This is a genomic window from Flagellimonas aequoris (genome assembly GCF_003584165.1).
Taxonomy (GTDB): Bacteria; Bacteroidota; Bacteroidia; order Flavobacteriales; family Flavobacteriaceae; genus Flagellimonas; species Flagellimonas aequoris.
Genome location: NZ_QXFJ01000030.1, coordinates 840,260 through 866,437, shown reverse-complemented (window position 1 = coordinate 866,437; position 26,178 = coordinate 840,260). Strand labels below are relative to the sequence as shown.

Annotated in this window: 26 protein-coding genes and 1 tRNA gene; 10 read left to right on the top strand and 17 right to left on the bottom strand. The window is 40.0% G+C overall.

Annotated features, from left to right (window positions below):
* Positions 1-10 precede the first annotated feature (10 nt).
* Positions 11-4,882, top strand: a complete 4,872-nt coding sequence (locus D2U88_RS17500; protein ID WP_119641790.1) for an Eco57I restriction-modification methylase domain-containing protein — start codon at positions 11-13, stop codon at positions 4,880-4,882.
* Between the two features lie 182 nt (positions 4,883-5,064).
* Here D2U88_RS17500 and D2U88_RS17495 read toward each other — a convergent pair whose 3' ends face one another.
* Together D2U88_RS17495 and D2U88_RS17490 are read right to left on the bottom strand one after the other, a co-directional pair.
* On the bottom strand, positions 5,065-6,462 hold the full coding sequence (locus D2U88_RS17495; RefSeq protein ID WP_119641789.1) for a hypothetical protein: 1,398 nt from the start codon (positions 6,460-6,462) through the stop codon (positions 5,065-5,067).
* Positions 6,459-7,478: a nucleoid-associated protein gene (locus tag D2U88_RS17490; RefSeq protein WP_119641788.1), complete on the bottom strand. Its 1,020-nt coding sequence runs from the start codon at positions 7,476-7,478 to the stop codon at positions 6,459-6,461. Before D2U88_RS17490 ends, D2U88_RS17495 begins: the two co-directional genes overlap by 4 nt.
* 409 nt (positions 7,479-7,887) lie before the next feature.
* Here D2U88_RS17490 and D2U88_RS17485 point away from each other — a divergent pair, with 409 nt between their 5' ends.
* Both D2U88_RS17485 and D2U88_RS17480 read left to right on the top strand, forming a co-directional pair.
* Positions 7,888-8,337, top strand: coding sequence for a JAB domain-containing protein (locus D2U88_RS17485; protein ID WP_119641787.1), 450 nt, complete (start codon positions 7,888-7,890; stop codon positions 8,335-8,337).
* A gap of 155 nt (positions 8,338-8,492) precedes the next feature.
* Positions 8,493-8,696, top strand: coding sequence for a ubiquitin-activating E1 family protein (locus tag D2U88_RS17480; protein WP_119641786.1), 204 nt, complete (start codon positions 8,493-8,495; stop codon positions 8,694-8,696).
* 32 nt (positions 8,697-8,728) lie between these two features.
* Here D2U88_RS17480 and D2U88_RS17475 read toward each other — a convergent pair whose 3' ends face one another.
* From D2U88_RS17475 to D2U88_RS17440, 8 genes are all read right to left on the bottom strand, one after another.
* Positions 8,729-9,046: a hypothetical protein gene (locus tag D2U88_RS17475; RefSeq protein WP_147378608.1), complete on the bottom strand. Its 318-nt coding sequence runs from the start codon at positions 9,044-9,046 to the stop codon at positions 8,729-8,731.
* Entirely contained in the window at positions 9,039-9,293 is a 255-nt protein-coding gene (locus D2U88_RS17470; protein ID WP_147378607.1) for a hypothetical protein, read from the bottom strand. The genes D2U88_RS17475 and D2U88_RS17470 overlap by 8 nt, the downstream gene beginning before the upstream one ends.
* Before the next feature lie 32 nt (positions 9,294-9,325).
* Positions 9,326-10,312, bottom strand: a complete 987-nt coding sequence (locus tag D2U88_RS17465; protein WP_094998892.1) for a type II toxin-antitoxin system HipA family toxin — start codon at positions 10,310-10,312, stop codon at positions 9,326-9,328.
* Entirely contained in the window at positions 10,309-10,641 is a 333-nt protein-coding gene (locus tag D2U88_RS17460) for a HipA N-terminal domain-containing protein (protein ID WP_119641783.1), read from the bottom strand. Before D2U88_RS17460 ends, D2U88_RS17465 begins: the two co-directional genes overlap by 4 nt.
* A gap of 9 nt (positions 10,642-10,650) precedes the next feature.
* A complete protein-coding gene (locus D2U88_RS17455) occupies positions 10,651-10,857 on the bottom strand; it encodes a helix-turn-helix domain-containing protein (protein WP_094998890.1) in 207 nt (68 codons plus the stop codon).
* Positions 10,858-11,087: 230 nt separating this feature from the next.
* A complete protein-coding gene (locus tag D2U88_RS17450; protein ID WP_119641782.1) occupies positions 11,088-11,504 on the bottom strand; it encodes a hypothetical protein in 417 nt (138 codons plus the stop codon).
* Positions 11,505-11,516: 12 nt separating this feature from the next.
* Positions 11,517-12,281, bottom strand: coding sequence for a hypothetical protein (locus D2U88_RS17445; RefSeq protein WP_119641781.1), 765 nt, complete (start codon positions 12,279-12,281; stop codon positions 11,517-11,519).
* Positions 12,282-12,298: 17 nt separating this feature from the next.
* Positions 12,299-13,114 (bottom strand): serine protease, encoded by an 816-nt coding sequence (locus tag D2U88_RS17440; protein WP_119641780.1) that lies wholly within the window; start codon positions 13,112-13,114, stop codon positions 12,299-12,301.
* A gap of 411 nt (positions 13,115-13,525) precedes the next feature.
* Between D2U88_RS17440 and D2U88_RS17435 the strand changes: the two genes are divergently transcribed.
* On the top strand, positions 13,526-15,118 hold the full coding sequence (locus D2U88_RS17435) for a hypothetical protein (protein WP_119641779.1): 1,593 nt from the start codon (positions 13,526-13,528) through the stop codon (positions 15,116-15,118).
* Entirely contained in the window at positions 15,115-16,809 is a 1,695-nt protein-coding gene (locus tag D2U88_RS17430) for a hypothetical protein (protein WP_119641778.1), read from the top strand. Before D2U88_RS17435 ends, D2U88_RS17430 begins: the two co-directional genes overlap by 4 nt.
* Positions 16,810-17,229: 420 nt before the next feature.
* Here the strand turns inward: D2U88_RS17430 and D2U88_RS17425 are convergent.
* Positions 17,230-17,303 (bottom strand) — tRNA-Met (locus tag D2U88_RS17425).
* A 209-nt stretch (positions 17,304-17,512) separates the two neighbouring features.
* Between D2U88_RS17425 and D2U88_RS17420 the strand changes: the two genes are divergently transcribed.
* Together D2U88_RS17420 and D2U88_RS17415 are read left to right on the top strand one after the other, a co-directional pair.
* Entirely contained in the window at positions 17,513-17,896 is a 384-nt protein-coding gene (locus D2U88_RS17420; protein WP_119641887.1) for an START-like domain-containing protein, read from the top strand.
* Between the two features lie 53 nt (positions 17,897-17,949).
* Positions 17,950-18,804 (top strand): aminotransferase class IV, encoded by an 855-nt coding sequence (locus D2U88_RS17415; protein WP_119641777.1) that lies wholly within the window; start codon positions 17,950-17,952, stop codon positions 18,802-18,804.
* On the opposite strand, the gene D2U88_RS17410 is transcribed toward D2U88_RS17415, so the two are convergent.
* The 5 genes from D2U88_RS17410 to D2U88_RS17390 form a co-directional block, all read right to left on the bottom strand.
* Positions 18,797-19,357: a YqgE/AlgH family protein gene (locus D2U88_RS17410; protein ID WP_119641886.1), complete on the bottom strand. Its 561-nt coding sequence runs from the start codon at positions 19,355-19,357 to the stop codon at positions 18,797-18,799. The genes D2U88_RS17415 and D2U88_RS17410 overlap by 8 nt on opposite strands.
* 121 nt (positions 19,358-19,478) lie before the next feature.
* Positions 19,479-19,751 (bottom strand): HU family DNA-binding protein, encoded by a 273-nt coding sequence (locus D2U88_RS17405; protein ID WP_072879184.1) that lies wholly within the window; start codon positions 19,749-19,751, stop codon positions 19,479-19,481.
* Between the two features lie 177 nt (positions 19,752-19,928).
* The gene (gene fmt, locus D2U88_RS17400; protein WP_119641776.1) at positions 19,929-20,891 is read right to left on the bottom strand and encodes a methionyl-tRNA formyltransferase; all 963 of its coding nucleotides are present in this window, start codon (positions 20,889-20,891) and stop codon (positions 19,929-19,931) included.
* Positions 20,872-22,764, bottom strand: a complete 1,893-nt coding sequence (locus tag D2U88_RS17395) for a RecQ family ATP-dependent DNA helicase (protein ID WP_119641775.1) — start codon at positions 22,762-22,764, stop codon at positions 20,872-20,874. Before D2U88_RS17395 ends, fmt begins: the two co-directional genes overlap by 20 nt.
* Positions 22,764-23,327, bottom strand: coding sequence for an AAA family ATPase (locus D2U88_RS17390; protein ID WP_119641885.1), 564 nt, complete (start codon positions 23,325-23,327; stop codon positions 22,764-22,766). The genes D2U88_RS17395 and D2U88_RS17390 overlap by 1 nt, the downstream gene beginning before the upstream one ends.
* Positions 23,328-23,415: 88 nt before the next feature.
* Here D2U88_RS17390 and D2U88_RS17385 point away from each other — a divergent pair, with 88 nt between their 5' ends.
* The 3 genes from D2U88_RS17385 (at position 23,416) to murA (ending at position 25,759) form a co-directional block, all read left to right on the top strand.
* Positions 23,416-23,703 (top strand): DUF493 family protein, encoded by a 288-nt coding sequence (locus D2U88_RS17385; RefSeq protein WP_119641774.1) that lies wholly within the window; start codon positions 23,416-23,418, stop codon positions 23,701-23,703.
* 85 nt (positions 23,704-23,788) lie between these two features.
* Positions 23,789-24,436, top strand: a complete 648-nt coding sequence (locus tag D2U88_RS17380; RefSeq protein ID WP_119641773.1) for a DUF4290 domain-containing protein — start codon at positions 23,789-23,791, stop codon at positions 24,434-24,436.
* A 15-nt stretch (positions 24,437-24,451) separates the two neighbouring features.
* Positions 24,452-25,759 carry a UDP-N-acetylglucosamine 1-carboxyvinyltransferase gene (murA, locus tag D2U88_RS17375; RefSeq protein WP_119641772.1) on the top strand — a complete coding sequence of 436 codons (1,308 nt, stop codon included), beginning with the start codon at positions 24,452-24,454 and terminating at the stop codon, positions 25,757-25,759.
* On the opposite strand, the gene D2U88_RS17370 is transcribed toward murA, so the two are convergent.
* On the bottom strand, positions 25,760-26,170 hold the full coding sequence (locus D2U88_RS17370; protein WP_119641771.1) for an SRPBCC family protein: 411 nt from the start codon (positions 26,168-26,170) through the stop codon (positions 25,760-25,762).
* Between the last annotated feature and the right edge of the window lie 8 nt (positions 26,171-26,178).

The window sequence follows — 26,178 nt, the reverse complement described above, 5'->3', positions numbered from 1 at the left end:
TCACTCACTCATGAAATACTCAAAGAAAAGGTACCTCGACCATTTGGTGAGGACCTTGGACGCCCTCCACGCGCCAGAATCGGATCCGCATCTATTTATTAACAACCTTGGTTTTGGCAATATTTACGACATCCTCAAGAATGAGGAATATCGATCCGTTTTTTTGGAACGGTTGGAACGTTATTTCGGGCAGGAATATGCCCCGACCGTGCTGGCAAGCTTGGAAAACAGTTCCCTCAATTCCTATTTTACACCTGTTCCCATTATACGGTCCATCGGTTCGTTCTTGAATGGATTGCAGGATTATAAACCAGAGACCGTTTTGGAACCGAGCGCGGGAAACGGGCTTTTCATTCGGGAATTATTGAAGAAGTTTCCTGCGGCACGATTCACCGCTTTTGAAAAGGAAATTCTGACCGCCCGTATTTTGGAACATAATTTTAAACCGAACACCAATGTTCAGATTTTTGGGGTCCCCTTTGAGAATATGGCACAGACCGATGCCGTTAGGAAGTATGACCTTGTGGTCAGCAACATTCCCTTTGGGGCGAGCAAGATTTTCGATACCGCGTTAAATGGCCATCCATTACAGGCCCGGATTTCCAAGAACATCCATTCCTATTTTGTGTACAAGGGATTGTCCTGTCTAAAGCCCGCTGGGGTTTCCGTTTTGATATGTACCAAGAATTTTTTGGACAAGGCCCAATATGCGCCCATTCGGAAGGACTTGATGGAAACCAATAATTTTTTGGGCGGTGTCCGCCTGCCCGATACGGCCTTTGCGCAGGAAAATACGGCCGTGGTCACCGATATTTTGGTATTTCAGAACAATCAGGGGATAGAAACAACTGCCGAACAGCAGAAGATCAATGAACTGTTTTCCGATACCGTTGAACACGCAGTGGGCCAGAACACGGTCCAGTTCAGTTCGTATTTCTCGATATACGGAGATCGGGTCCTGGGCGAAATAGCGGAAGGCGGAATGTACGACCAAACCGATTACACCGTGAGTAACGCGATCGATCTCGAAGGCCTGCAACTTGCCATTACCCACAAGTTGGGCGATTTTGGACTTGCCCATAAAACTAGGACAATTGAAAAAAAGCCGATTGAATTTAGCCCCAAGGAACCTCTGGCACCCATTCCGCAGTTGCGTTATAAAGGCATCCTAAAGGCCGGTAATCTGGTCATCAGGGAACAGAAAATCGCCAAAATCCTTGAAAACGGAGCGTTGGAAGTATTGACCGTCAAACCCAAGGAATTCGATATGCTTTCCAAGATATTGGCCTTGCGCGATACCTATCTCGAATTATTGGATACCGACAGGAGTAAGGGGCAACGGACTTTGGACAGCCTGAACTATCAATACGACCTGTTCGACTTTCAGTACGGGAAACTACACGACAAAGCGAACTACCCTTTTGTAACTTTGGACATTCAGGGACCGATGCTCCTGGCCTTGGAAAGACCCGAAAACGGCACTTTCTTAAAGGCCGATATTTTGGTCAATCCTTGGAGCGGGATGGCCAAAACCCCTGAAAAGCTGTCGTTGGAAGATGCCCTCTATTTTTCGTTGAACAAATACAACGGCATCGATGCGGATGTCTTGGCCCAAATGACCGGGGAAGCCAAGGAATCGCTCATCAAGGATGCCCTGGAACGGCAATTATTGTTTCTGAACCCGGAAGGGAAGAGGGTCGTATTGGCTCCAAAATTCCTTTTTTTATCGGGAACCATCTACGAAAAAATCAATTTTTACCGAAGGAACGATTTTGGCCCGTACCAATCCTATGTCGATAAGAATTACATCGACAGAGCCCTATTGGCCTTGGAAGGGGTAAAACCACCCATTACACCTTTTGAAGACCTTGATATCAAACTGCACGAACCGTGGTTTCCGTTGGAAATTACCCGGGCCTTTCTCTATGACACCTACCAGACCTTGGCGCACATTGCCTACAACGAGAGTACATCCAAATACATGGTCAAGATCGAGACCTACGAATATCAGGAGGTCAGAAAGTTCTATGTACGGAGCGAGAACCGGAGCTATTATTTTACAGATATTTTGGAAGGTGCCCTGAACTCAACCATTCCCTATATATCGAAAGGGCCAAAGGGGAACAAGAAAACGGATAAGGCTAGGATGCAGGAAATCCGGATCAAATTTGAAATCCTTTATAAGGATTTTCACAACTACATCATGGGGAAGCCCGATCTGAGGAAAGAACTGGAATTTATCTTTTACAGAATGTACGATGCCAAGGTACATCCCAAATATGATGGCAGCTATCTCAAATTCGAGGGGTTGCAACAGTTTACCCCATACCCCAGCCAAAAAGATACCGTGGCGGGCATCATCATCAACCAAGGGTTGTTGGTCAATAAAGAGGTGGGTTTCGGGAAGACCTTGGACATGGCCTTGGCCTCATACAAGTTAAAGGAACTCGACCTTTCGAAGAAAACCTTGGTTATCGGGCTGCGCTCCACGGTGGTGCAGTTGAGGAGCGAACTGCTCAATGCCTTTCCGAACATGAAATTATTGGTCGCCCATGACAAGGTGGTCAGCGGCCTCGCCAATCGCAATGCTTTTTTTGCCAAGATCGCAAGTACCGATTGCGATGTGGTATTGATGAGCCATGATACCTTTAAGTTCATTCCGCAGTCCCCAAAGGTCATCCACGACATCATCAGTGAGGAACTGGCGAACCTGGAACGCGACCTGAACGTCATCCATGAGGATAAGTATTCCATCAGCAAAAGGGTACTCAAAGGGCTACAGCAAAGGCGCGAGAATTTGAAGGCCACTTTAGACGAGGTGTATTTCCAGATGCAACAGAAACAGAGCGAGGTCATCAATTTTGACCAAATGGGCTTTGGGCACATCATGGTGGACGAATCCCATAAGTTCAAGAACCTCATGTACACCACGCGGCACAGTAGGGTTGCCGGGTTGAATACCAACAAGGGCTCGCAGCGCAGCAAAAACCTGTTGGTCGCCATTCGAACCCTGCAAAAGGCAAAAGAAAGGGATTTTCAGTCCACTTTTCTATCGGGTACGCCCATTTCCAATTCGATTACCGAGGTCTATGTACTGTTCAAATACCTTATTCCCCATCGCATGCAGGAGATGAACATTACCTCCTTTGACCAATGGGCACAGGTGTTCGCCAACAAATCCTATGAATTTGAACCTACCGTTTCGGGAGATTATAAGGTTCGCGAGCGTTTCCGTTCCTTCAAGAAAATGAAATTGTTGTCCTCCCTCTACAACGAGATTTCGATTATCGTCAACGGAACTACGCACCAAATCGATAGGCCAAGAATGCAGCTCGATGTCCATACGTTAAAACCTACTGCCGCCCAATTGGCGTATTTTGACAGGATAAAGGAGTTTCTGCAAAGAGGGGACAGTAGCTTGTTATACGGCGGAAAGGAATATACCGAGGAACAAAAAAGCGCCTTGTCGCTGATCGCGCTTCATCATATGCGAAATGCCTCCATCGATCCAAGATTGTTGAACCAGGAATTGGACGACCCCAGGGAGGCCAAATTGCGGACCATTGCCTCTGAAGTCTATAAAACGTATGTCGAAACCAATTCTTTTAAGGGCGCACAGGCCATTTTTTCTGATTTGGGGGTTCCCAAGGAGCATTTCAATATCTATGACGAGCTAAAGCGTATTCTGGTCGAAGAATATGGAGTTCCCAAAGAAGAAATAGTGTTCATCCATGATTTTAAGACCGATAGAAAACGCTTGGAATGCTTCAAAAGCGTAAACGAGGGTTCCTATCGCGTCATCATCGGCTCCACGGAAAAGTTGGGGACCGGAACCAATATCCAGCAACGTTTGGTACGGATACACCATGTGGATATTCCCTACCGGCCTACGGATATCGACCAACGCAACGGAAGGGGGGTACGCAAAGGGAACCTAGGTGCCAAGGAACATTTTGACAACAAAGTTGTGGTATCGTTTTATATCGTCGAGAACTGTACCGATGCCCTCATGCTCAACAATGTGAACATCAAAAAGAACTTTATCGAGCAATTGACCAATGGGACGATACAGTTCAACAGATTGGATATGGGGCCGGTCAACGATGAGGGCTCCATTGACTACAAAACCTTGTTGGCAGTAGCTAAAAACGACCCTTTGTATCTGGAAAAGGAAGAACTGGGCAAGCAATTGGACGAACTGAAACTCGAACGTGCCATTTTTAAAAAGAACCGTTTGGAAGCGCAGAACAATATCCATTTCTATGAGAACGAACTAATGAAAACGGACAAAAACATCGCCAATCTTCAAAACGATCTACCCTTATGGGAATCCCTCGCCGATAAAAGCATCTATTTTTTGAGTTTACTCAGAGTGTTAAAAATAGAAGGTTCGACAGAAACGCTGGTCATTGGAAAAAAACTCCAGCATCTTTTAGAATCCAAACGAAAAACGATCGGGGAGCATATCATAGTCTCCCTCTTGGATGCCGAACTGAGGCTCAAGGTCATCGATAACGATGAACATCGGTTGTTTGTCAAGACCCCGAATGCCAGCTACGTCCATGGTTCCCAGAAAATCGTGGCCAATGCCCTAAGTATTGCGGAATATATGCACAATGCCTTGGCCAAGATACCCAAGAACCTCAATATGCAGACGGAGCTGAAAGACGATTTCGGCAAGGCGGTAGCGGCCAATAGAAAGGTGTTGGAACTGGAATTCGACAAGTCGGAACAGTTGGAACAAATGGAAGAACGATTGGAAGAAATCAATCTTTCCTTAGAAGATAAATACGATGTTGAACCCGAGGAAAAAGAAGAAGAATCAACTTCACAAACGAAGTCCGTCCAAAAAGTCTCCCATACGCCAAACATCTCTTTATAGGTTTTTGGGCGTTGGCCGGGCTATCCGCTATATCGCCCTTGCGGACCCCAAGGTTTTGTAAGCCTTGAAAGAGCTCCGCTGTCGCTTTTCAAGGCAACGAACCCTAAGGAGGCCACTGCGGTCGATGTCGCTGCTATCCCTAACGCGTGCAAAATGACCGACAAAGGGATAGAGAATTATCTTTATATAAAATCTGAAGTAAAACAAAGAACGATAATAAAAACAAGCAAAGTAAGGCCCCAAAGAAATATATAAAGCCATCTACGTTTGTTTAGAAATATTAGTTCTGCTTTGAATTCTCTGTCATTATCCAGAAGCTTATCAACGTCATCCTTTACCAACAAGTCTAAAGCTCTTTTCTTTATATCCTCATACTTTTTGCCGATCCTATTTTCTTCTAAATTTAGGACCCAGTTCGAGAATATCATGAATATAAAAGAAATTACCAAAAGGCCTAGAGCCATTAAGGTTGTCTCTTTATTGAAAACGGAACTCAAGTCAGGCTGCCTATAAGTCTTGAAAACAAAGACTGACAGATAGAATGAAATAAAAACAAATATTGATTTTTGAAAATTATTAAAGAACCCTTCTAACGATTTATTAACCCTTTCAGAAACATACTCTAATTGGTTGTGCACTTTGTTTCTTATATCTACATATTTACCTATGTTTCCCTTGATATAGGTGTTATTTGCTGAAAGAATAGAGGCAAGAACGTCATTTTCAATATTTAAATCCTTATCAACCAAATACATAGAAAGAATATTTCTCGCTATACCTAATTTATCTTCTATCTTGTTTTTTTCGGAGTATATCCAATCGTAAATCCTTTGATAAATCTTTAGTGAACTAATATCCAAGCTTGAAAAATTCAAGCTATACCTGAATGTTTTGAAACCACTTATTTTAATTTTCATGGAGTTATCCGAAATCTCCGTGCTATCAAAAATGTAGACTATTAGGAAAACAAACCTTAGCTTGTCCATGAGAAGCAGAATTTTATCATCCAAGGGATTTCCAAATAAATTGAAGTCTTCCGGAGAATACTTAAATTCTGAATAGTTAGTAAAATTACATTGAGCACTCAGGTCAAAATTAATTCTCGATGTATTTTTTAATGTCTCATTAAATCCTAAAAAATGATTGGCGCAAGTAAATTTATTATCCGATTTGTAAAAAACGATGCCTTCTTGTCTAGTGTTAAAGTGTTTGAGAATATTTATTAAGTTTTCAGAGGAAAGGAATTCATTGAATTTATCCTCATTAAAAATGACAATTTGACTACTATTTTTGAAAATTTTCAGAACTACTGTAATTTCTTCTCCATCAATAAAATCCAAAAAGTCAATTTCCGAATAACTGTTTTGACTTATTGAGTAATTAAGTTCCTCAATCTCAAAAGTCCAGTCATAGCCAAATTTGGTAATTTCGCCATTAAACTCATTATACTTAGCTAAATCAAACTTACTATTCTCATTTAGATTGACCTCTGATAAAAATTCCCTCTCATAGGAAATGAAATTGTCAATCAAATGGATGTCCTTCTTTATATCAAACAATTTGTAAACAGCATCAATCATAATTTATTCAATAAATCTTCCAATTTATCATATCCATCCTCGGACTTAATACGAACGTACTTATTTCCGTTCTTTTGCTCCAAGTCGATCAGGTTTTTTAAATTTTCCACAAAATCATCAATATTGAGAAATAGATTACTTGCAAGTCTAATACTCGTTTTTTTTCGTTTATTGATTTTGTTTTTTGCGATATTAAATGTGGTGTCGAACAGGTTCTTTTCAGGCAATTTATTAATTGAGGCTAAAAGTCTGTCTTTTGGGAATTGTTTGTTCAGTGGAGTGTAGTTTTTAAAAACATCGTTTACCAAATCGGAAAAATTAAGTGTATCCCTATTTCTAAAATGACCTAGAAATGAATTTCTCAAAATCAAGTAATCCACATAATATTTCTTCCGATATCTCGTCAAACATTTATCTATTTCATTCAGTGAATTTTCAGTATTGTCATCATCCGTAATTATTGGCTCTAACTCCAAAAAATCATCCCACCAATATTTAGAGGAATTTTTATCGTGTACATAATTATGCTCTATTTGACCATTTGAGTTGTAATAGATTAAGATTGCTTTAAATAATTTTTTTCTTGTATTAAGGCCTCTTATATATTCAAAATTTACCTCATTCATTACTTCATCGTGCTCAACTTTGCAAATAATCGTTTTGTGAGTTCCATCGCTTTCAATAGAAAGATGAAGTAAGCTACCCTTTTGCATTTCAACATTCATTTTATTGACTTGTTCTTGCGCTTTACTTTCTTTTTCGAGCAGTCTCTTTGCATTGTTCAGGGCATATTTTTCACTCTCATTTCCAATTTCCTTTAAGGGATCAAGTGAATTTTTAACTTCGGTATCCCCATCTTTCCAATTATAAAACCGTCTATTGGGATTATCGAGGATGTCTTTAACCAAGGATTCGATATAGGTGTTTAAGTTTGCTGAATCTTCTATTACTTTTATTTCTGTAATTAAGCTATTTGCTACATCAATATGATGAAGAAAGATATTTTTTATTTCCATTTTGGTATTGTTGGTTAGTGGGTTAAGTTGTAAATATATCATTATTGTGCGGAATTATCGTACATATAAGCGTTGTGAAAAACTTATTACCTAGTTGGTGCATCTTACCCATCTTACCAAATAAACCTTAAAATCCGATGATTCTTAATTATTCGTCTTATTTGAGAAATAATGCTCTTAATATGCCATGCAATCTTAAATTTTGACTCCTACGATAGAAATCATCCTAGGTTTATTTTCGTTAAAAAAGTAGATGTTATTATTACTAGTAATCTTGCGCCCTATCGGGCGCTTTTTTTGTGGATAGGGGGAAAGAAGAAAAGGGTGGATTTTCGCCTGTTTTTCCGTGGATTCCAACGGGTATGGGTGTATCTTGAAGGTAGAAAACAACTAACAAGGAGAGGTCAAAATGCAGCTTCAGGCAAACGAAATCAAGGTCAGTTACCAAGGTAAAATCCAAGCCAAATATTGGCGCAAAATCAATTCGTCCGAGGATGCTGCTCAACTACTTTCTGCCCATTGGGATCAAGACACCATTGCGCTGCATGAATCCTTTAAAGTGGTACTTTTGAACAATGGCAACAAAGTAAAGGGTATTTATGAGGTATCCAAAGGAGGCATTACGGGGACTTTGGTCGACCTGCGAATTTTGTTCGCTGTCATACTTAAGACCGTCTCCGTGGGAATAATATTATGTCACAATCACCCTAGCGGAAAACTAAAGGCCAGCGAAGCCGACCGTAATTTGACCAAAAAGATACGGGATGCCGCCAAACTCTTCGACGTGCAAGTTTTGGATCACATTATTCTAGCGCCAGATGGTGGGTACTACAGTTTTGCAGATAATGGGATTTTGTGAATGGGTGGGCTTTACATTGTATGAATTCCTAATGCTTGGAAAAAACCTCATGCCGCTTTTCGGCGAAGTCAATTAAATCAGCGTAGTCTATTACTTCAAAATAAAGATTCAATTCAGGATTTACTTTATAGATATGAAGTGATTTTTTTCCTGATTTGGATGCGCATGACACGCCCAATTTGCAGGGTAGGGGATGTGCCTATTCCGACAAGCTGAACGAGCAATCGTTGTTTATCGATGATGTTTTGGTTGCCCATGCGGCCGATTGTCTGTTTCGGTTGTTGTACCATAAGCAAATTCAGAAACACGGGGCATTCGTGAATTTGGAATCGGGGAGGGTTAACCCGATTTTGGTGTGAATCTAATAAAGGAACTTCTGTACATTCGATATTTAATCCCTTTCTTCATCTATATTTTCTCCCAATTCAATGTGAATAGTGCTATCGTTGTTATTCCAGACCACTGCGATAACAATGGAGGCATCATCAAAAGAACATCGCTGCCCGCCATAAATCCATCTCTTGTATCTTTTTTTCAAGGTTTCGGTTTGCTCTACCTTTCTCTCTAAATGTTTATAATCTTGAGGGTCAATAAAGAGGCAATCTCCGATTCTAGGCACAAAGGGCATCTGAATCTCAAGTTGCACGGCCTTATCCATATAATCTTCAGCACATGGAAAGTGGACATAAATAGTGTACATCTCATTCATTTTCATAGGATTTTAATTCTTCTATTTCATTCATTCTAGAATGGAGTTGCTGCCAAACAAATTTTTGTTTGGAGATAATTGCGTGAACTTCTCCCTTTTCAAAATGTTCGGGGTTTTTGGAGACAATGTCTTTTCTCAATTCAAGAAAATCGTATATGGCCTTGACATCAGAGAATGTAAAGTTGTTCAGGTTTTTCATATTGGCGATGTGATTAATGGTAAAGTTGCAATATGCGTATTTTTTCAAGCAGGAGATGTATTCGTTGGAATTTATACCTATTACTTTCGATTTAGTTTTTTAAGCCTTGTTTGATACGATTGTAAATAATTTCGTTTGGACGTATCGCTTAGATAGGAAGCGTCTATTAGTTTTTCGACCTCTTCAGAATTCGACAGCAATTTCTCCAAAACCCCATCCAATTGGCCTTGGCCAATTTTTGCATGTTCGGCAAGCGAAAGAAATTGTTGCATAACCTTGCCTTTGGACAAGTTCTTAGGTAACAGGCCGTCATCTAACGCAAAATCGGAATCTTCTATATGCATTCGTGTATTGAGCAGGTCATAGGCAGGACTTAACCTGAAATCTCCCAATTCTGTTTCCAATAACGAGAAATTTTTAAAATGGGCATCCCCATTGGAAAAAAGATAATTGAAGACGAGTAGTCGGAAAAGTTTCGGTGCCTCCAATTGATAGGCAGGCAGGTACTTTTTCATAAGTTCGAACAACTCAAGATAACTGCCCGAATATTTATAGTGTTCCCCATGGGTCTGGGGAGTTCTTCCCGCCAGGGAAGCAAAATCCTCTTTGGCAAGTTTCCCACCGCCTTTCTTTACATCAAATCGCTTGGTAATGTAGGCTGGTGTGCCATCCTTAAAAAATATGAGCGCATTTTCGGCGGTCTCGATATCGAATACCTGTCGTGCGATCTGCATCGTCAAATGCTCATTGGCGGGCATCTGGTCAGGATTTTTACCCGCACCGGGAATTGGTTTTAATATATAGGTCCCTTGCTCCCCTTCGTTAATAAGCCGAAGTTTATTTTTCTCCAAAAGGACGGAAAATTTTTCCTGTACCCCGGAAATCGAAATCCTTTTTCGGTTCTCAACAAAGAGTTCATCCGTAGCTTCGTTGCTGGCCGGGGAATCGTAAGGCAATATATGGTTTACCTTTCTGCCATCAAATACCCTTCTCAAGCAGGTCGTGCTATAGGTCTCATACCCCTCTGCCAAAGTGCCGGGACAATATTTTATCATCGGTAAGCTCATATCGGTTGCTCAATTTTCTTTACGGTTATGGCACCGATCGTATCATAACGTGCCGTTGTCAGCAACAGGCCAAAGTAATCGTTTTGGTCTATCTTCATATGTCTGCACACTACCTGTTTGTTTGTTCCCTCTGGAAGCATATTATAAAAAAATGGGAACAGATGTTCCGAACGGTACTCCTGATCGGTTTTGGGCAACGTTAGGCTTATGGACGGCTTTCCCGAATCGCCAAGCCATTGGTCATGGTAGCGATACGAAAAGCTTCCATCGTCATACTGGGTAAGTATGCCCGCTTCTTCTCCCTTAAATAATATCTTGGCCCGCCTCATTCAATCGATCTAGAGTTTCTTTACTTTTAAGCATACCTCCATTCCCAATACATCCGCAATTCCATCCAAGGTTTCAAGGGTAGGGTTTGCCTGGCCACGCTCAATTTTATAGAGTGTATTAACGCTTACATCGGCGAGTTGGGCCAATTGTTGTTGGGTTACCCGTAGCGCTTTTCTACGTGCTTTAATGCTCTTGCCTATCTTCTTTTTTGACACTATAATGTGATTTAGGTGTAAAAATAGTTATAAAATTCAATACTTACAACAAAAATCACATTATAATGAGATAATAGAGTGAAATATGTGATAGAAAGAGTGAATAGGGATAAAAATCACATTATAATGTGATAATTGGATTTTTTTTTGAGTTTGGAACTAAAAAGCGTAGACTTTTCAATAGAGACGCTGCATTTCTATGTCCATCTAGATTCACTATTAGACTTTCATCACTTGAACTTTAAAAATTCATTTTCTAAGATAAAATCATTTTCGTCCAGTTTGTTCTCTGCTTGAAAAAAAGATTTTGCATAATGCTGATTAATAGGCCTAGATTGGTAATATTTGTTCAAGAAGTCTTCATATGAAATCCCTTCAGGAATACTGGACCGATCAAAATGATACCTCAAGTAGTCCGTAAAACTATCCTGAAGTTTGTGAAAACGAACTATTTCATAACCTTCTGGCGCAGATTTTAAATACTTACCCTTGCCACCTATCATGATATAATTATAGCCAAACTCTGTCAATAAAACCTTAAAAACTTCAAGTTGAAAAAAACTGAATTTAAGCCCACCTCCTCGCATCATTTCGGTTTTTATCAAATTCGTATACTTTCTCTTCTTTTTATTTATTTCATTATTCATAATTGGTAAATTCTATTTTTCATGTAACCTTTCTCTCAGGTGATCCATTCTCTGCTTAACAATTTCAACTAATTCTGGCATATCATAAATCAACCTACCCAATACCTTTAACTCCCCGTTTCTCTGAAGAAATGGAATGATTTCATCTTCAGGTAAATTGTCCGTCATGTAAAAATTGAATTCAAAGCCATCAATAAGAACACTCAAAATTGTTCGATTTTGGTATTTCCTCTCTAAGGGGGATAAAATGAATCCTTTCAACATCTTTCCCGGAGCTGTCATGATAGAATGAACCAAACACGGAAATTCAGCTGGGTCCAACGGTGTTTCGGTATAAATTGAATTTCTAAGTTGTTCTTTGATTTCTTCGCCATAATCTGGTGTGTAAATTGTTTCGGAAACCAAAAGTCTCCATAATAACGAATCCAAAAAGAGTTTCATCCGGTCATAATCAAATGCTTCAAATTCGTATAAAAATACTTTTCTCTCTCTGTCCATTGATTGATTAATCAATCGAGCCTCCCCTTGTTGATTTTTGCCATAAAGATTTTCATCGGCATACTTTTCATATAAACTAAGTTTAGATTCACATTCTCCACAGAGTAAATTCTCTCGCTGGCCCTTTTGCTGAATTCTACTTTTAGCTTCATTATCATCAATTCTTATTTCATAAAAGCGTTTAGGGTTTTTATCGTAAATTCCAGAATACATAAATTCAGGAATGATATGTGATTGCCTAAGTTGCCTATCTTTCAGACATAGTTTGCATATGGCCATAAATATGATTTTAAAGTTTAACCCAGTTTATTGCTTTTCCAAAACCCCTTTTTCCAAGCTTCTTTAAACTTGTCTCGATCCTCTGATTTGAAATAATATTCAATTTGCTCAGCTGGGTAAATATCATTGTGGGTCAGCAGTTTATATATTGGTTCAAGGGACAAAACCGACATGAATCCAAGTTCAGTTTCTTTATTATCCGAGGTCAACGACTCTACAATTAATCCTAAAATATGATTGTCTAAAAGACATAAGCCACCGCTAAATCCACCTCTTGGCATGGCAGATATGATATAATGAATATGTTTACCAACGTATTTTTTGATTATCGAGTTAATCTCAGCACTGGCCGCGAATAGTTTTGGCTCTTTTGAAAAAGGAATTGGTGGATAACCCAGGATGACGGTTTTTTTTAAAAGGTAATCGCTGTCATGAATCCAATTGTCCACATACAATCCTAGAAATGCCGTTTTGCAATCATTGGGTTTTGTAATTAGAGCTGCAACGTCTATAGAAGAATCGGGGTGATAATAAGGTCCTGCCAACATGGTAAGTTCTTGTGGGGCAACGGCTCGAAACCTACCTTCAACATTGTGTATGTACACGTTCCCATTATCATCAGGTACATTATAACTTTCTGTAGTTCCGATTTTTGTTATTTCGCAATTTTCGACTACATGACGAGCTGTAACTAAAATTCCATCGCCAATATGAAACGCTGACCCAATCCCAATGTCGCCATTGGGCTTAACTACTTCTATATAGGCCATGGCACCTCTAAACTTTTCGAATGTCTCTCTATCTGATGGAAGTTTATTGTCCGTGTCTTTCAATCTTAAAATGTTGTTTTTATATGATTTAATGCAGAAAAATGCCGCCTAAGTACCCTCTTTCAATATTGACAGTTTGTAATGGTTCCGTTAACCCGTAATTTATTAAATCTTGATGTTCTTCGGTTTCAAACAGAAAGCATTCTATGGCTTCATCACACTTTTTGTTATCCGATAAAAAGTCTTTTTGTTTTACGACATAAAACCGCTCTTGTTATTTAAGTCACAGACCTCATATAATGGATTCTCGTTATCAGGGGGAATAGTTGAATATTTTTCTCTTTGTCATGGTTGAAACTAATAGTCAATTACGATCTTTGATTTACTTAAAAAGTAGGATAAATTACACTTATATCTTACTATTTTCTCCTAAAATAAAATTTATATAGTTTTTCAAAAAAGAATCTACATAAAATGAATGAAGTAAATCAATTTCTTGACAATCTTTCCACAGGATTAGAAGGTCGAGACTTTTGGGTGCCATATCGTGATTTTTGTCAAAATATTGAAAAGGTGGAAATTACAAAGCTGATAGATTCACTACCAATTTTGTTGTCGAAAATCGAAAATGATTTTATGGCATCAGAATTTTATCAGGGAATTGATAATGCTTGTAGTAAGGATTTAAAATTTGGAAAGTCACTCTATGAATCAGTAAGTATAAATTCAAATGAGAAAATACAAGGTGTGCTGGCAAGAGTCGTTTCAGGGGTATTTAAGAAAGACTACAAATGGGCAACAAAAGAAGTACTTAAATTATTTGATGAAGCGACCTCAATAAAAAAAGCCCAAGGTATTGCATCCATCTATTATATGGATTTGTCCGAACCTAAGTTAGAGAGTTTTAACATTGAGGTGGATGGTAGATTTTCCGAGTTAATTGAGGATGAAAATACTTCGGTTAGAGTTTTAGCTGGTGTCGTAAGCTCTTGTGGTAATCAAAGAAAACATATTCCCAATGCGGATGCGCATATCCGAGCTCTTTTGTGCAAGGAAGAAAATGAGATTAAAGTTCAGCTATTGCATATATTGGATCATCAAATCGATATTGAATCTGAGAAGGATTTTTATAGCTTAATATTGGATGCTCTAGTATCAATGGATATTAAGCTTACTGGAGCTTACAATTCTCTCGCTTACTTACTTCAACTGAAGGTTAAAGATAACTTGTCCCTTGTAACCAAATTTTTGAATGCATGGGTTGGCTTTAGGACTGAAAACGCCAACAACACGAAGCTTCTTCAAACTGTTTTCGATGAAATCCACAATTTGAAACCCAAATATTTTCAGACCTTGGTTACCGAATGGCTCAATGACGATTCGATTAATTACCAATTAGCAATCTTCGGTATTTTGAGAGAATTGAGTTATAGAAATGTGTACACATTAGAACTAGACAAAAAACTTTTGAAAGATTATAGTCTTTATGACATCGAGTATGTTACAAGAAAAATAATTGGTTTTGTTTATGAAAAAGAGCTGTCAACTTCGTTGTTATTTTCAATTATCGAGGCCAAACATGACGATAAACCGACCGTAAACTTCATGAGCGATATTTTCGTTAACCATTTAATATTCAATTATTACTCAACTATAGATTTCTTAAATGAAAAGAAAAAGAGTGCTCCAACAAAGCTCAAGAAAATCATTAATCAGATAATTAAAGATGGGGAGAAGTATTATGATGCCTACTCAAAACTTGAAACCTTAAAAGAATTTAATCCATCTGAGGTTCGATTAAATTATATGAATAGGCTACAAAGCAAAAAATTCAGTAAATCATACGATGATAGTGAAAAAAGTGGCGGTTCATTTTCAAGTTTGTTTACTACATTACATTTTAGGAGCGGAAAGACTTCTTTCGCAAAATTCAAAGGGGAATACTCAGCCCATATGGAACCAAAGTTGATATCCCATAGTACCGAAATGCCAAGAGGAGAGTACATAGACCCCGTGAGTCAAGCTCAATTAAGATTGGAAAGTCAAGGTTTTAAACGAAGAAAATGAGGTTTGTTTTAAGTGAGTATATCACTCTTTTAAAGGAAGATGGAGAGCTCGATACTCTTATTGTCGATTTATTGATTGGAATGAAAATAATACCCATATCCATTCCGCAGAAAGGAAGACAGCATGGAGTTGATATAGCTGCTGTTGGCAAAGACCCAGAAGACCATAAAACCAAAGTGTTTCTTTTTGTAGTTAAACAAGGCAATCTAAACCGAACGAATTGGGATGGTAAGGTAAACTCAACCAGACCTTCCCTAAATGAAATCAAAGATGTTTATATTAACTCTTTACTTGAAAAAAAGTATAATAAACTACCAGTTAAAATAGTCGTTGCGACTAATGGCGAAATAGTACAGAATGTTCAGATTAATTGGAAGCAGTACATAGACTCGAATTCCAATAAAAAAAGAACCTATGATTTTTGGGGTACCACTAGAATTGCTTCAATGTTGGATACCTACCTTGATAATGAAAAATTGTTCCCTGCGGAATATCAATCTTTATTAAGAAAAACGCTTGCATTTTTAGATGTTCCGGATTATAATCTCTCGCATTTTTATGAATTGCTTGACCAAATATTGCGTAAAGATGCAAAGCAAAAACAGAAGATTCTTAAAAAACTCAGGCTGGTAAGGCTCTGTCTGAATATTTTGTTCAAATGGTCCCAAGATTTAAAGAACCTTAAGCCTGCCGTGTTAGCGAGTGAACGCTGTATTCTTCTTTGTTGGGATTGGATATTTAAAAATGGGCACCTTGAAAAAGCATATGTAAAGCAAGAGTTTTATATGTTCTACGGCTTAAAGAGAAGAATAGGAATTACTTTTTTCAATAAGGTGGTGCAACATTATCAAACAAAACACAGTATCTACAGATATTCAAAAAACTATCTTGAATATAGCTTAAATTCATGGGAGCATCTTGGAATACTTGCAACTATTGGCTTGGCGGAAATCCAAGAATTTCGATTTAAATATTGGGCTACAAAAGAAGAAGAATCGCAGAAATTTTATAAAAGTGCAGAATCCGTTTCGAATGCCCTTTCATCATTTGTTCACAGTAATCCACCGTTGAGTTATCCCGAATATGATGAGCATTGCATCGAAATTGCTCTGGCCTTGCAGCTCCTTTATTTTACGGGTAAAAAAGATGATGCATGTAATTGGATAAGAAGTATGGTTGTTGCCTTTCATAATAACTTTGTGATTTATAAACGTTTCCCTTTGTTTCGAACCAATTTTGACAAACTGGTTGACATCCATAATGGAGATATTGATTCGGAAATAGACTCTTCGACGATTTTGATAATATTGTTGGAGTATTCGGTTCTATTTGAAGATGAAGAATTATATAAAGAAATACGTTCATTAATAAATGATAATTTCCCAAAAGTAAACTTGCAGATTTGGTTCTGTACAGAGGATGTTGAAAGGTTTTTTTGTGCTAAAAACTACAGTCAAGGTGAAGGAACTTTAAAGCATTCAATTAACATATATGATGAAATTAAGGAGTATAAAAAAGAAATAACCGAAGAAGTAGATCTGTTTATTAAAGAAGACAAATTTGAATTTTACACGTCTGGGTTTCATCTAATTCCACATATATCCAGTAGGCACTTTCGTGGACAACCATTTCCGGTTTTTTGGAGATTACCAATAAAAAGAAATTTTGAAAGAAATGACGATAAGGAATAATTGATAAGAGCGATATTTCGGCCAATTTACTTGCCAAGCCTTATCGGTTTAAAGTTTATATTAGGTTGCTAATCATAGATAAGTCTAGTTTTAATGCAGACTTATCCTTTATATCAAATGAAAATTTCCAATCAAAATATCTAAAGCTCGCAAGATATAATTCCTTCTACAGAATAAAACCCCAGTTACACATCAGACCTAGACTAAAAAAATTGAGATATAAAACTAAAACTCTTTACAAATGCACCTTTCGTATAGAGTAAAATAGCCACTCATCATTATTTACATAAAGAATAACAATAATTGAGTCTTGAATTGACTCGTTAGTAATAGACAAGTAAAACACCAAAATGTTTTACCTATGTTTTACCTAACAAAAAAACCCAAGATTTTCATCTTGGGTTTTTTATCATCAAAAAGTAGCGAGAGGGGGACTTGAACCCCCGACCTCTGGGTTATGAATCCAACGCTCTAACCACCTGAGCTACCTCGCCATTTACTACAATATTTCAATTTTGTCCCCGGGTTATGAATCCGACGCTCTAACCAGCTGAGCTACCTCGCCATGGTTTTGTTAAGCGGGTGCAAATATATAGTTTAATTTTTGCTGAATCAAAATTCGGGATTAATTTATTATTTGACATTTATTTTTTTATCTTCCCAAACTATATCAAATGTTGAAAAGGATAAATTGAATGCTATAATGAATGATAAGGTTAAATTTGAAATGGAGTTCGTGATACACGCTTCGCCTCAGTTACTTTACCAATATATTTCCACCCCCTCAGGACTGTCAGAATGGTACGCCGATAATGTAAACTCACGCGGTGAAACCTTCACTTTTATTTGGAACGGTTCGGAGGAGAAGGCCAAAATGCTCAAACGCAAGAGTGAAGAGTTCGTAAAATTCGCCTGGACCGAAAATGAAGACGGTTCTTTTTTCGAAATGCGCATTATTGTGGATGAAATCACCAAGGATGTTTCTTTGTTCATCACGGATTTTGCCGAGGATGACGAGGTAGATGAGGCAAAAATGCTTTGGGAAAACCAAGTTTCCGATCTCAAACAGGTATTGGGCTCTAGATAGAACGATTGTAAAGGATGCCGTATATTTGGTCCCGATAAAATCGGGATTTTTTTATGATTAATTTCAACGGTACACTTTTTCCCCAGGAAAAGGAGATTTTGACAGCGGACAATAGGGGTCTAAAATATGGTGACGCCCTTTTTGAAACCCTTCGCTGTGTGAATGGAACCCTCTTTTTTTGGGAAGACCATTACTTTCGCTTGATGGCCTCCATGCGTATACTTAGGATGGAAATCCCCATGGAGTTTACGTTGGAGTTTTTGGAGGAGGAAATCAAAAAGACCATTTCCGTCAATGACCAGGATGCGGGAGCCGCTAGGGTAAGATTGACCGTTTTCCGAAAGGATGGAGGATTGTATACCCCTGCCACCAACGATGTTTCCTATGTGATAGAAACTTCTACCTTGGGGTCTCCCTTTTATCTTATGGATGATAGCCCTTACGAAGTAGAACTCTTCAAGGATTTTTACGTGAACAAGGATATGTTGTCCAACCTTAAAACCAGCAATAAGGCATTGCATGTGGTCGCCAGTGTATTCTCCAAAGAAAACGGTTATGCCAATTGTTTGTTGGTGAATACGGACAAGCAGGTAGTGGAGGCCATCAATGGTAATCTTTTTGTGGTCAAGGGAAATCAGATCAAAACCCCGCCTTTGTCAGATGGTTGTTTGGATGGGATTATTCGAAAAAAACTCATGGAAATCATATCCGCCAGTGAAGAATGGGAACTTTTGGAAGAATCCATTTCACCATTCGAACTCCAAAAAGCGGATGAGATGTTCATCACCAACAGCATACAGGGTATACAACCCATAAGCAAATACAGAAAAAAAGAATTTGGAAATACAGTGGCCAAAGGCCTAGTGGGAAAACTGAACGCAAAGGCCAGATTGGCCCAAACTAGTTAAGAGAGGGATTTTCAGGGGCATTGGACCACAAAAGATAGTCGCCTCCAAGTTCTACCATTTTTTCTTTCCAGAAGGCAATGGAAGATTTTTCAAGAATCCCGCTTTCGTATTCGTTCTGTACCACCACCCAGGATTTGGAAGAGAGTTCTTGATCCAGTTGTTGTGAGCCCCAACCCGAATATCCTAGGAAGAAGCGAATATCCTGTTCGGTAATGACCTCATTGTTGATGAGCTCAACGGTTTTTTCAAAATCGCCTCCCCAGAAAATACCATCGGATATTTCAACACTGTTTTCAATAAGGTTAGGTACTTTGTGGATGAAATAGAGGTTGTCCTGCTCCACAGGCCCTCCGTTGAAAACTTGAAAAGGGATTTTGATTTCGGTAACAAGATCACAGATGGTATAGTCCAGCGGTTTGTTCAGAATGAACCCCACGGACCCTTCATGGTTGTGTTCAGCCAGTAGCACCACGGACCTGTTGAAGGATACATCCCCGGTAAGCGAAGGTTCCGCAACAAGCAATTTCCCCTTTTCTGGTTGATGGCTCACCATTTTCATAGGATTCTTGTTTTTAAATTTAACATAATATACAATATTTCCAAAAAACCAAAACCCTATTAAATGAAAAAAGCACTCCCGAGGAAGTGCTTTCATATATTCTAAAAATAATTGATTAGTTTACTGCACCGCTCAATTCAGCACCTGCTTTGAACTTTACAACGTTCTTGGCAGCAATCTTGATGGTCTTACCAGTCTGAGGGTTTCTACCTTCTCTGGCACTTCTTTTGGAAACTGACCAAGAACCAAAACCTACCAAGGAAACCCTGTTTCCTTTTTTAAGTGATCCCTCTACATTTCCCAAGAAAGATTCCAATGCTTTTTTAGCTGCTGCCTTAGTGATGCCAGCATCAGCTGCCATAGCATCGATTAATTCTGTTTTGTTCATAATGGAATTAAATTAATTGTTGTTAAAATAATTTTAATGCTGAACAAATTTATACGGATTTGCCAGTAACGCAAGTAAAACCTAGGGAAATCGGGCTTTTTGTTGATAACTTCAAACGTTTGTTGATAAAGTCGGAAAAAAACGACAACATTTTGCCAGCCCACTCATAGCAAGGGATTAACGGAGGTAGACCCCTTCTTCAAGCTTCAACCCGTTCAAAACCTCGTTCACTTTCATTCGCCGTTTTCCGGGAAGTTGTAATTCCGTGAGTTGAATGAACCCATTTTTCACCGCCACTTTGATGGATTTTTTGTCGACTACCAGTGTTCCAACGTTATAGTTATGGTTCTCGCTTTCCATTTGGGTGGCGAATATTTTGATTTGTTCCTCTTTGTCCCCTTGGACCAAGGTAGTCCATGCACCAGGGTAGGGACTGAGGCCACGAATATGGTCGTAAATGGCCTTCATGGAATGGTTCCAGTCGATCTCGCAGGTTTCCTTATGTATTTTGGGTGCCGGTTTTAGATCCGCACTTTCTTGTTGGGCTTTAAGCTCCACGGAACCTTGCCCGATCAGTTTACAGGTTTCCACTACGAGCTTGGCTCCCGTTTCCATCAACCTATCATGTAGATCTCCAACATTGTCCTCTAACAAGATTTTTTCTTTTTGCTGAAGGATGATGTTTCCGGTGTCTATTTTTTCATCTATATAAAAGGTAGTGACCCCGGTTTCAGTCTCCCCGTTGATGATAGCCCAATTGATGGGGGCTGCCCCACGATATTGGGGAAGGAGGGAGGCATGGAGATTAAAAGTGCCATATTCGGGCATTTGCCAAACCTCTTTGGGCAACATTCTAAAGGCGACCACCACTTGAAGATTGGCTTTCAGGTCTTTGAGTTCCCTCCAAAAATTATCATCCTTAAGATTGGTGGGCTGTAAAACTTTTAGGTGATGTTCCACGGCGAATTGCTTTACGGCGGACTCCTGAACTTTTCGGCCCCTACCAGCAGGTCGATCCGGGGCAGTGATTACGCCGACCACTTCCAGGCCAGCTTCCAAAATATGTTTCAGACTTCCAACGGCAAAGTCGGGAGTTCCCATAAATACGATACGAAGCGCACTATTCTTTACTATACTCATTTCTGGAATTTATAGTGATTACTTCATCTTCAAGCAATCCCTGCAGTGTTTTTAAAAGTTCTTTTTCATCAGCACCCGTTGCTTTTTCCAGTTGTCTGGAGGTATGCGGGGCAAGGGTCAGGAGTTCCAAGATTTTTTCTCCCAAATTAAGATGGGAGGCCTTTTTGGAATTCTTGGTGCAAATATCGCACGTACCACATTTTTCAGCGGATTTTTCGCCAAAATAATGTAACAGATAAATGCTACGGCATATTTTGGTGTTGTCAATATAGCCCAACATGGCTGCCATATTGCTCTGTTTGATGTTGTTGAAATCCTTTATTTTTTTGGCAAAAGGGTTGATGGTATGGTCGTCTTCCCTGGGAACCAAAAAAGTAATTTCCAGATCACTGGTGCTGTTTTGGTATACCACAATACCATCTTCCAAAAGTTGAAGCAATATTTTTTTGAGTTTATTTTCGCTTTTCCCTGTCTTCTTGGATAGCAGATGAAGGTCTATTTTGGTATCATATTCGGTGATTCCACCATAGGTGCGTAGAATGGTCTGTATGATCGGGGCGGTAGTGCGGTTTCGGTCCAAATACTCAAAAATGCCTGCTTTGGAGGCCACGAATTTAAGGGTGTTCTTTTCCTTGAAATTTTCCGTGATCGTCAGTACCGAGTTTTGGTCCAGGGTACGCAGTGCATTGAAGGCCAAATTCGGTTCCAGTTCGTATCGCTTGCAAAATTCATTGAACTTGAAGGAGAGGGGTTCCTCTACCCATTCCCCGTACGAAATCTGGAAAAAATTGTTCAGTTTGGAATATATCTTTTTCACGAAAGCCACATCGGGCAAGGAGGAAAGGAATTGTTGTTCTGCCCGTTGTTTATCTTCCATGGATGTCAGCACCATGGCTGTTGAGGGTTGACCATCCCTTCCTGCCCTTCCTGCCTCTTGGTAATAACTTTCCAAACTATCCGGTATTTGATAATGGATCACTAAACGGACATCGGGTTTATCTACCCCCATGCCAAAAGCATTGGTGGCCACAATAATCCGGATTTCATCGTTCAACCAAAGGTTGAGTTTTTCCTCCTTCTCGGATTTGTTCATGCCCCCATGAAAATACGTGGCGGAAAATCCGCTTTCATTTAAAAACTTGGAAAGCGAAACGGACATTTTTCGGGAGCGGACATAGACAATGGTACTCCCAGAAATCTTGCCCACATATTTTTTAAGCTGAAAAAGCTTGTCCTCTGTGCGCTTTACCTTAAATATAAGATTGGAACGTGTAAAGGAATCCTTGAAGATTTGTGCGTTTTCCAATTTCAGGTTCTCAAGAATGTCTTCCACAACTCTAGGCGTGGCCGTTGCTGTCAGGGCTATCACAGGTATGTTGGGGATTAATTCCCTGAGGATGGAACAACTTAAATACGCAGGCCTGAAATCATTTCCCCATTGCGAAATACAGTGTGCCTCATCTATGGCGATAAGGTTCACATCCATTTCCTGTATGCGTTCCTGAACCAAGCTTTGCTGCAATCGTTCGGGCGACAGGTATAGAAATTTATAGTTGCCGTACAGGCAATTGTCCAAAAGATTGTTGAGTCCATCAAAAGGAATCCCCCCGGTAAGCGCAATGGCCTTGATTCCCTTTTTCTTTAATTGCGCTACCTGGTCTTGGATCAATGCCACTAAAGGTGATACCACAATACAGAGCCCTTCTTTTGCCAGGGCTGGCACCTGATAGCAAATGGATTTTCCACCACCGGTGGGCATCAATGCCAAAACATCCCGGCCCGAAAGAACGGTATCGATAATGGCTTGCTGGGAGCCCCTAAAATTGTGGTGTCCCCAGTATTCCTGTAAAATGCCTTTTATATCCTTTTGCACTAAATGGTATTAAGTGTTTCCAAAATAAAATCAATCCGCTTGTGGACTTCATCTTTTGGCACTTCAATGGGGTTATAGCCAAATTGGGTATAGGTGGCCATTAAGGCCAGATGTATTTTTTCTGCTTCTTCGAAGGTTTCCAATCTTTCATTGTCCGAAATATAGATTTCCTCCCAAGGAGGAACAATGAAAACCGAATCGTAGCGATGGATCTCGCAGTAGGCCATAAATTCATCATCATAGGCCTGTCCGAAGAAATCCATATAGGCCAAAACATCCGGGATGCCACGGTCAAAAAAACTGATGGGCACATCGGTTTTGAGCGATTGCTTGTAATGGGCTGTCCGGCCTTGCAGCAGGTCCATGTTGAACTGGTGTGCATCCTCTACAAAGACCAAGGGGTTGCTCACAAAAACACCTTCATTGCCCTCTTGCTTGGCCTTGGAGGTCATATCACGTATGATTTCATGGAAGCAATGGAATCCCTTGCTCTCCAACCCGTTCACGATTGAGGTCTTACCCGTTCCCGGAGCTCCGGTGATCACAACCTTGTTCTTGCCCAAACGTTTTATTTTAACGGTACAAAGTAATGAAATAGCCCCAAGGAAAAAAAATTGTCGGTTAAACCCTATATTTGTAAAAAATATGGGCATGGAGAAGGATAGCACGGATGAATTTTACGAAAGACTGAGGGAGCAACTTTTGGAGAATACCACTTGGCCTTCCGATTACCTGTATAAATTTATCGTTCCTACCGATGAGGAACGCATTGCACAGATCCATGACATTTTTGATAATACTGGAGCGGTCATCGAATCCAAAAAGTCCAAAAAAGGAACGTATACCAGCCTATCCATAACCGTGAACCTGAAAGACCCGGACGAGGTGATCTTGAAGTACAAGGAGGTGGCCATTGTGGAAGGTGTAATTTCCTTGTAGACGGCAGACTTTGCCATAATTTTATTATTTTGCGAACGTTATTGGATATACACTTCCCAAAATTAATTCTCTTAAACGTTTTAAATTGAATACAGTAGAAAACCTAGAATACAATACAGAGCGTCCGAAGCTTTTTATCCCAGAATATGGTCGTCATTTTCAAAAAATGGTAGATCATGCGGTATCCATTGCCGATCGTGAGGAACGTAACAAGGAAGCCAAGGCCATTATCAGCGTTATGGGCAATCTTCAGCCCCACTTGCGCGATGTGCCCGATTTTCAACATAAACTATGGGACCAGTTGTTCATTATGTCCGATTTTAAATTGGATGTGGATTCCCCGTTCCCCATTACGTCCAAAGAGATATTGCAACAACGTCCTGAGCCATTGAAATACCCGCAAAACCACCCAAAATATCGTTTTTACGGGAACAACATCAAGCGTATGATTGATGTTGCGGTAAAGTGGGAGAAAGGGGATATGCGTTCCGGCTTGGAATACGCCATTGCCAACCACATGAAAAAATGCTATTTGACGTGGAACAAGGATACGGTTGAGGATAAGGCCATATTTGAACATTTGAAAGAACTGAGCAACGGGGAGATTGATTTGGCAAGGGATGGCGAAAACTTGACCGAAAGCAACCAGTTTCTGAAAACCAGACAGGCCAAATCCAACAGAAACGGAACCAACAAAAAAGGTAACCAGAGAAACCGCAAGAAAAGATATTAAACGCCAAAGGAATACATGGGTACATTTCGAATAGAGGGTGGTCACCAGTTGCATGGTGAGATAACCCCCCAAGGAGCAAAGAACGAAGCACTACAGATTCTTTGCGCCGTATTGCTTTCCGAGGAAAAAATTACTATCAACAACATACCGGATATTGTCGACGTCAACAAATTGATTGCGCTGCTTGAAGATTTGGGCGTAAAGATTCAAAAGAAGGGCAAAGGTTCCTATACCTTTATTGCGGATGACGTGAACCTGGATTATTTACAGTCTTCCCAGTTCAAGGAAGATGGAAGGGCCTTGCGGGGATCCATTATGTTGGTAGGGCCACTTTTGGCAAGATTCGGAAAAGGATACATTCCCAAACCAGGAGGTGATAAAATTGGAAGAAGGCGTTTGGATACCCATTTTGAAGGTTTTATAAAATTGGGGGCCAAATTCAGATACAACAAAGAGGAGCATTTTTATGGTGTGGAGGCCGAAAAGTTGAAAGGTACCTACATGCTTTTGGACGAAGCCTCCGTGACAGGGACTGCCAATATTGTGATGGCCGCTGTGCTTGCCGAAGGTACTACCACGATTTACAATGCCGCTTGTGAGCCCTATTTGCAACAGTTATGCAAGATGCTAAACCGAATGGGGGCGAAGATTACTGGCATTGGTTCCAACTTATTGACCATTGAAGGTGTCGAAAAATTAGGAGGCACCGAACATACCATGCTGCCCGATATGATTGAAATCGGTTCTTGGATCGGACTGGCAGCCATGACCCGGAGCGAACTTACCATCAAAAATGTAAGTTGGAATGATTTGGGACAGATTCCCACCGTATTCGGAAAATTGGGAATTACCATTGAAAAAGAGGGTGACGACATCTTCATTCCCAAGCATGAGAAGGGTTATCAGATCCAGAATTTCATTGACGGATCTATTTTGACCATTGCTGATGCGCCTTGGCCAGGGTTGACACCAGATTTATTGAGCATCATCCTCGTGGTGGCTACTCAGGCTAGGGGAGAAGTGCTCATCCACCAGAAAATGTTCGAAAGCCGTTTGTTCTTTGTGGACAAATTAATCGACATGGGAGCCAAGATCATCCTTTGTGACCCGCACCGAGCTACCGTGATTGGGCATGATTTCAAATCGACCTTAAAGGCCACAACCATGGTGTCTCCGGATATTAGGGCCGGGGTTTCCTTGCTGATAGCGGCACTTTCGGCAAAAGGCACGTCAACCATCCATAATATTGAACAGATCGATCGTGGGTACGAAAACATCGACGAACGCTTGAGGGCCATTGGGGCCCAAATTGTTCGGGTTTAACTAGTTGGATTCCGTATATTGGGCAAAATTGTCCAAAATAGCCTGCCAGCCATTTTTCTGTAGCTCCAAGGAATTTTGATCTTCAGCATCGAAGATGATTTTCACATGAGTTGAATCGCCTTGGGGCTGAAAAAATATATGTACCTTCCTGTCGTCTCCAAGAACGTATCCAATTTTCTTCTGTTCTGATACTTCGGTGTAGGTTGCTTCAAAATCGAACCCAAAACTACCGTCCTTGGCCTCCATACGGGCCTTGTATTTGCCGCCAACTCGAAGGTCGTTTTCCGCATTGGGACAATGCCAAGAGGGATCGGCAAAATTCCATTGGGTAATATGTTCAGGTAAAGTATAGTAATCCCAAGCTTTTTCGGTCGGGGCAGCAACTAGGGTTTCAATGGTGATGGATTGCATACTGATAG

Excerpts from the sequence above, each read along its gene's own strand:
- D2U88_RS17500 (WP_119641790.1), top strand. The coding sequence starts at position 11 with ATGAAATACTCAAAGAAAAGGTACCTCGACCATTTGGTGAGGACCTTG.
- D2U88_RS17495 (WP_119641789.1), bottom strand. The coding sequence starts at position 6,462 with ATGATTGATGCTGTTTACAAATTGTTTGATATAAAGAAGGACATCCAT.
- D2U88_RS17490 (WP_119641788.1), bottom strand. The coding sequence starts at position 7,478 with ATGGAAATAAAAAATATCTTTCTTCATCATATTGATGTAGCAAATAGC.
- D2U88_RS17485 (WP_119641787.1), top strand. The coding sequence starts at position 7,888 with ATGCAGCTTCAGGCAAACGAAATCAAGGTCAGTTACCAAGGTAAAATC.
- D2U88_RS17475 (WP_147378608.1), bottom strand. The coding sequence starts at position 9,046 with ATGAATGAGATGTACACTATTTATGTCCACTTTCCATGTGCTGAAGAT.
- D2U88_RS17465 (WP_094998892.1), bottom strand. The coding sequence starts at position 10,312 with ATGAGCTTACCGATGATAAAATATTGTCCCGGCACTTTGGCAGAGGGG.
- D2U88_RS17460 (WP_119641783.1), bottom strand. The coding sequence starts at position 10,641 with ATGAGGCGGGCCAAGATATTATTTAAGGGAGAAGAAGCGGGCATACTT.
- D2U88_RS17450 (WP_119641782.1), bottom strand. The coding sequence starts at position 11,504 with ATGAATAATGAAATAAATAAAAAGAAGAGAAAGTATACGAATTTGATA.
- D2U88_RS17445 (WP_119641781.1), bottom strand. The coding sequence starts at position 12,281 with ATGGCCATATGCAAACTATGTCTGAAAGATAGGCAACTTAGGCAATCA.
- D2U88_RS17435 (WP_119641779.1), top strand. The coding sequence starts at position 13,526 with ATGAATGAAGTAAATCAATTTCTTGACAATCTTTCCACAGGATTAGAA.
- D2U88_RS17430 (WP_119641778.1), top strand. The coding sequence starts at position 15,115 with ATGAGGTTTGTTTTAAGTGAGTATATCACTCTTTTAAAGGAAGATGGA.
- D2U88_RS17420 (WP_119641887.1), top strand. The coding sequence starts at position 17,513 with ATGAATGATAAGGTTAAATTTGAAATGGAGTTCGTGATACACGCTTCG.
- D2U88_RS17415 (WP_119641777.1), top strand. The coding sequence starts at position 17,950 with ATGATTAATTTCAACGGTACACTTTTTCCCCAGGAAAAGGAGATTTTG.
- D2U88_RS17410 (WP_119641886.1), bottom strand. The coding sequence starts at position 19,357 with ATGGTGAGCCATCAACCAGAAAAGGGGAAATTGCTTGTTGCGGAACCT.
- D2U88_RS17405 (WP_072879184.1), bottom strand. The coding sequence starts at position 19,751 with ATGAACAAAACAGAATTAATCGATGCTATGGCAGCTGATGCTGGCATC.
- fmt (WP_119641776.1), bottom strand. The coding sequence starts at position 20,891 with ATGAGTATAGTAAAGAATAGTGCGCTTCGTATCGTATTTATGGGAACT.
- D2U88_RS17385 (WP_119641774.1), top strand. The coding sequence starts at position 23,416 with ATGGAGAAGGATAGCACGGATGAATTTTACGAAAGACTGAGGGAGCAA.
- murA (WP_119641772.1), top strand. The coding sequence starts at position 24,452 with ATGGGTACATTTCGAATAGAGGGTGGTCACCAGTTGCATGGTGAGATA.
- D2U88_RS17370 (WP_119641771.1), bottom strand. The coding sequence starts at position 26,170 with ATGCAATCCATCACCATTGAAACCCTAGTTGCTGCCCCGACCGAAAAA.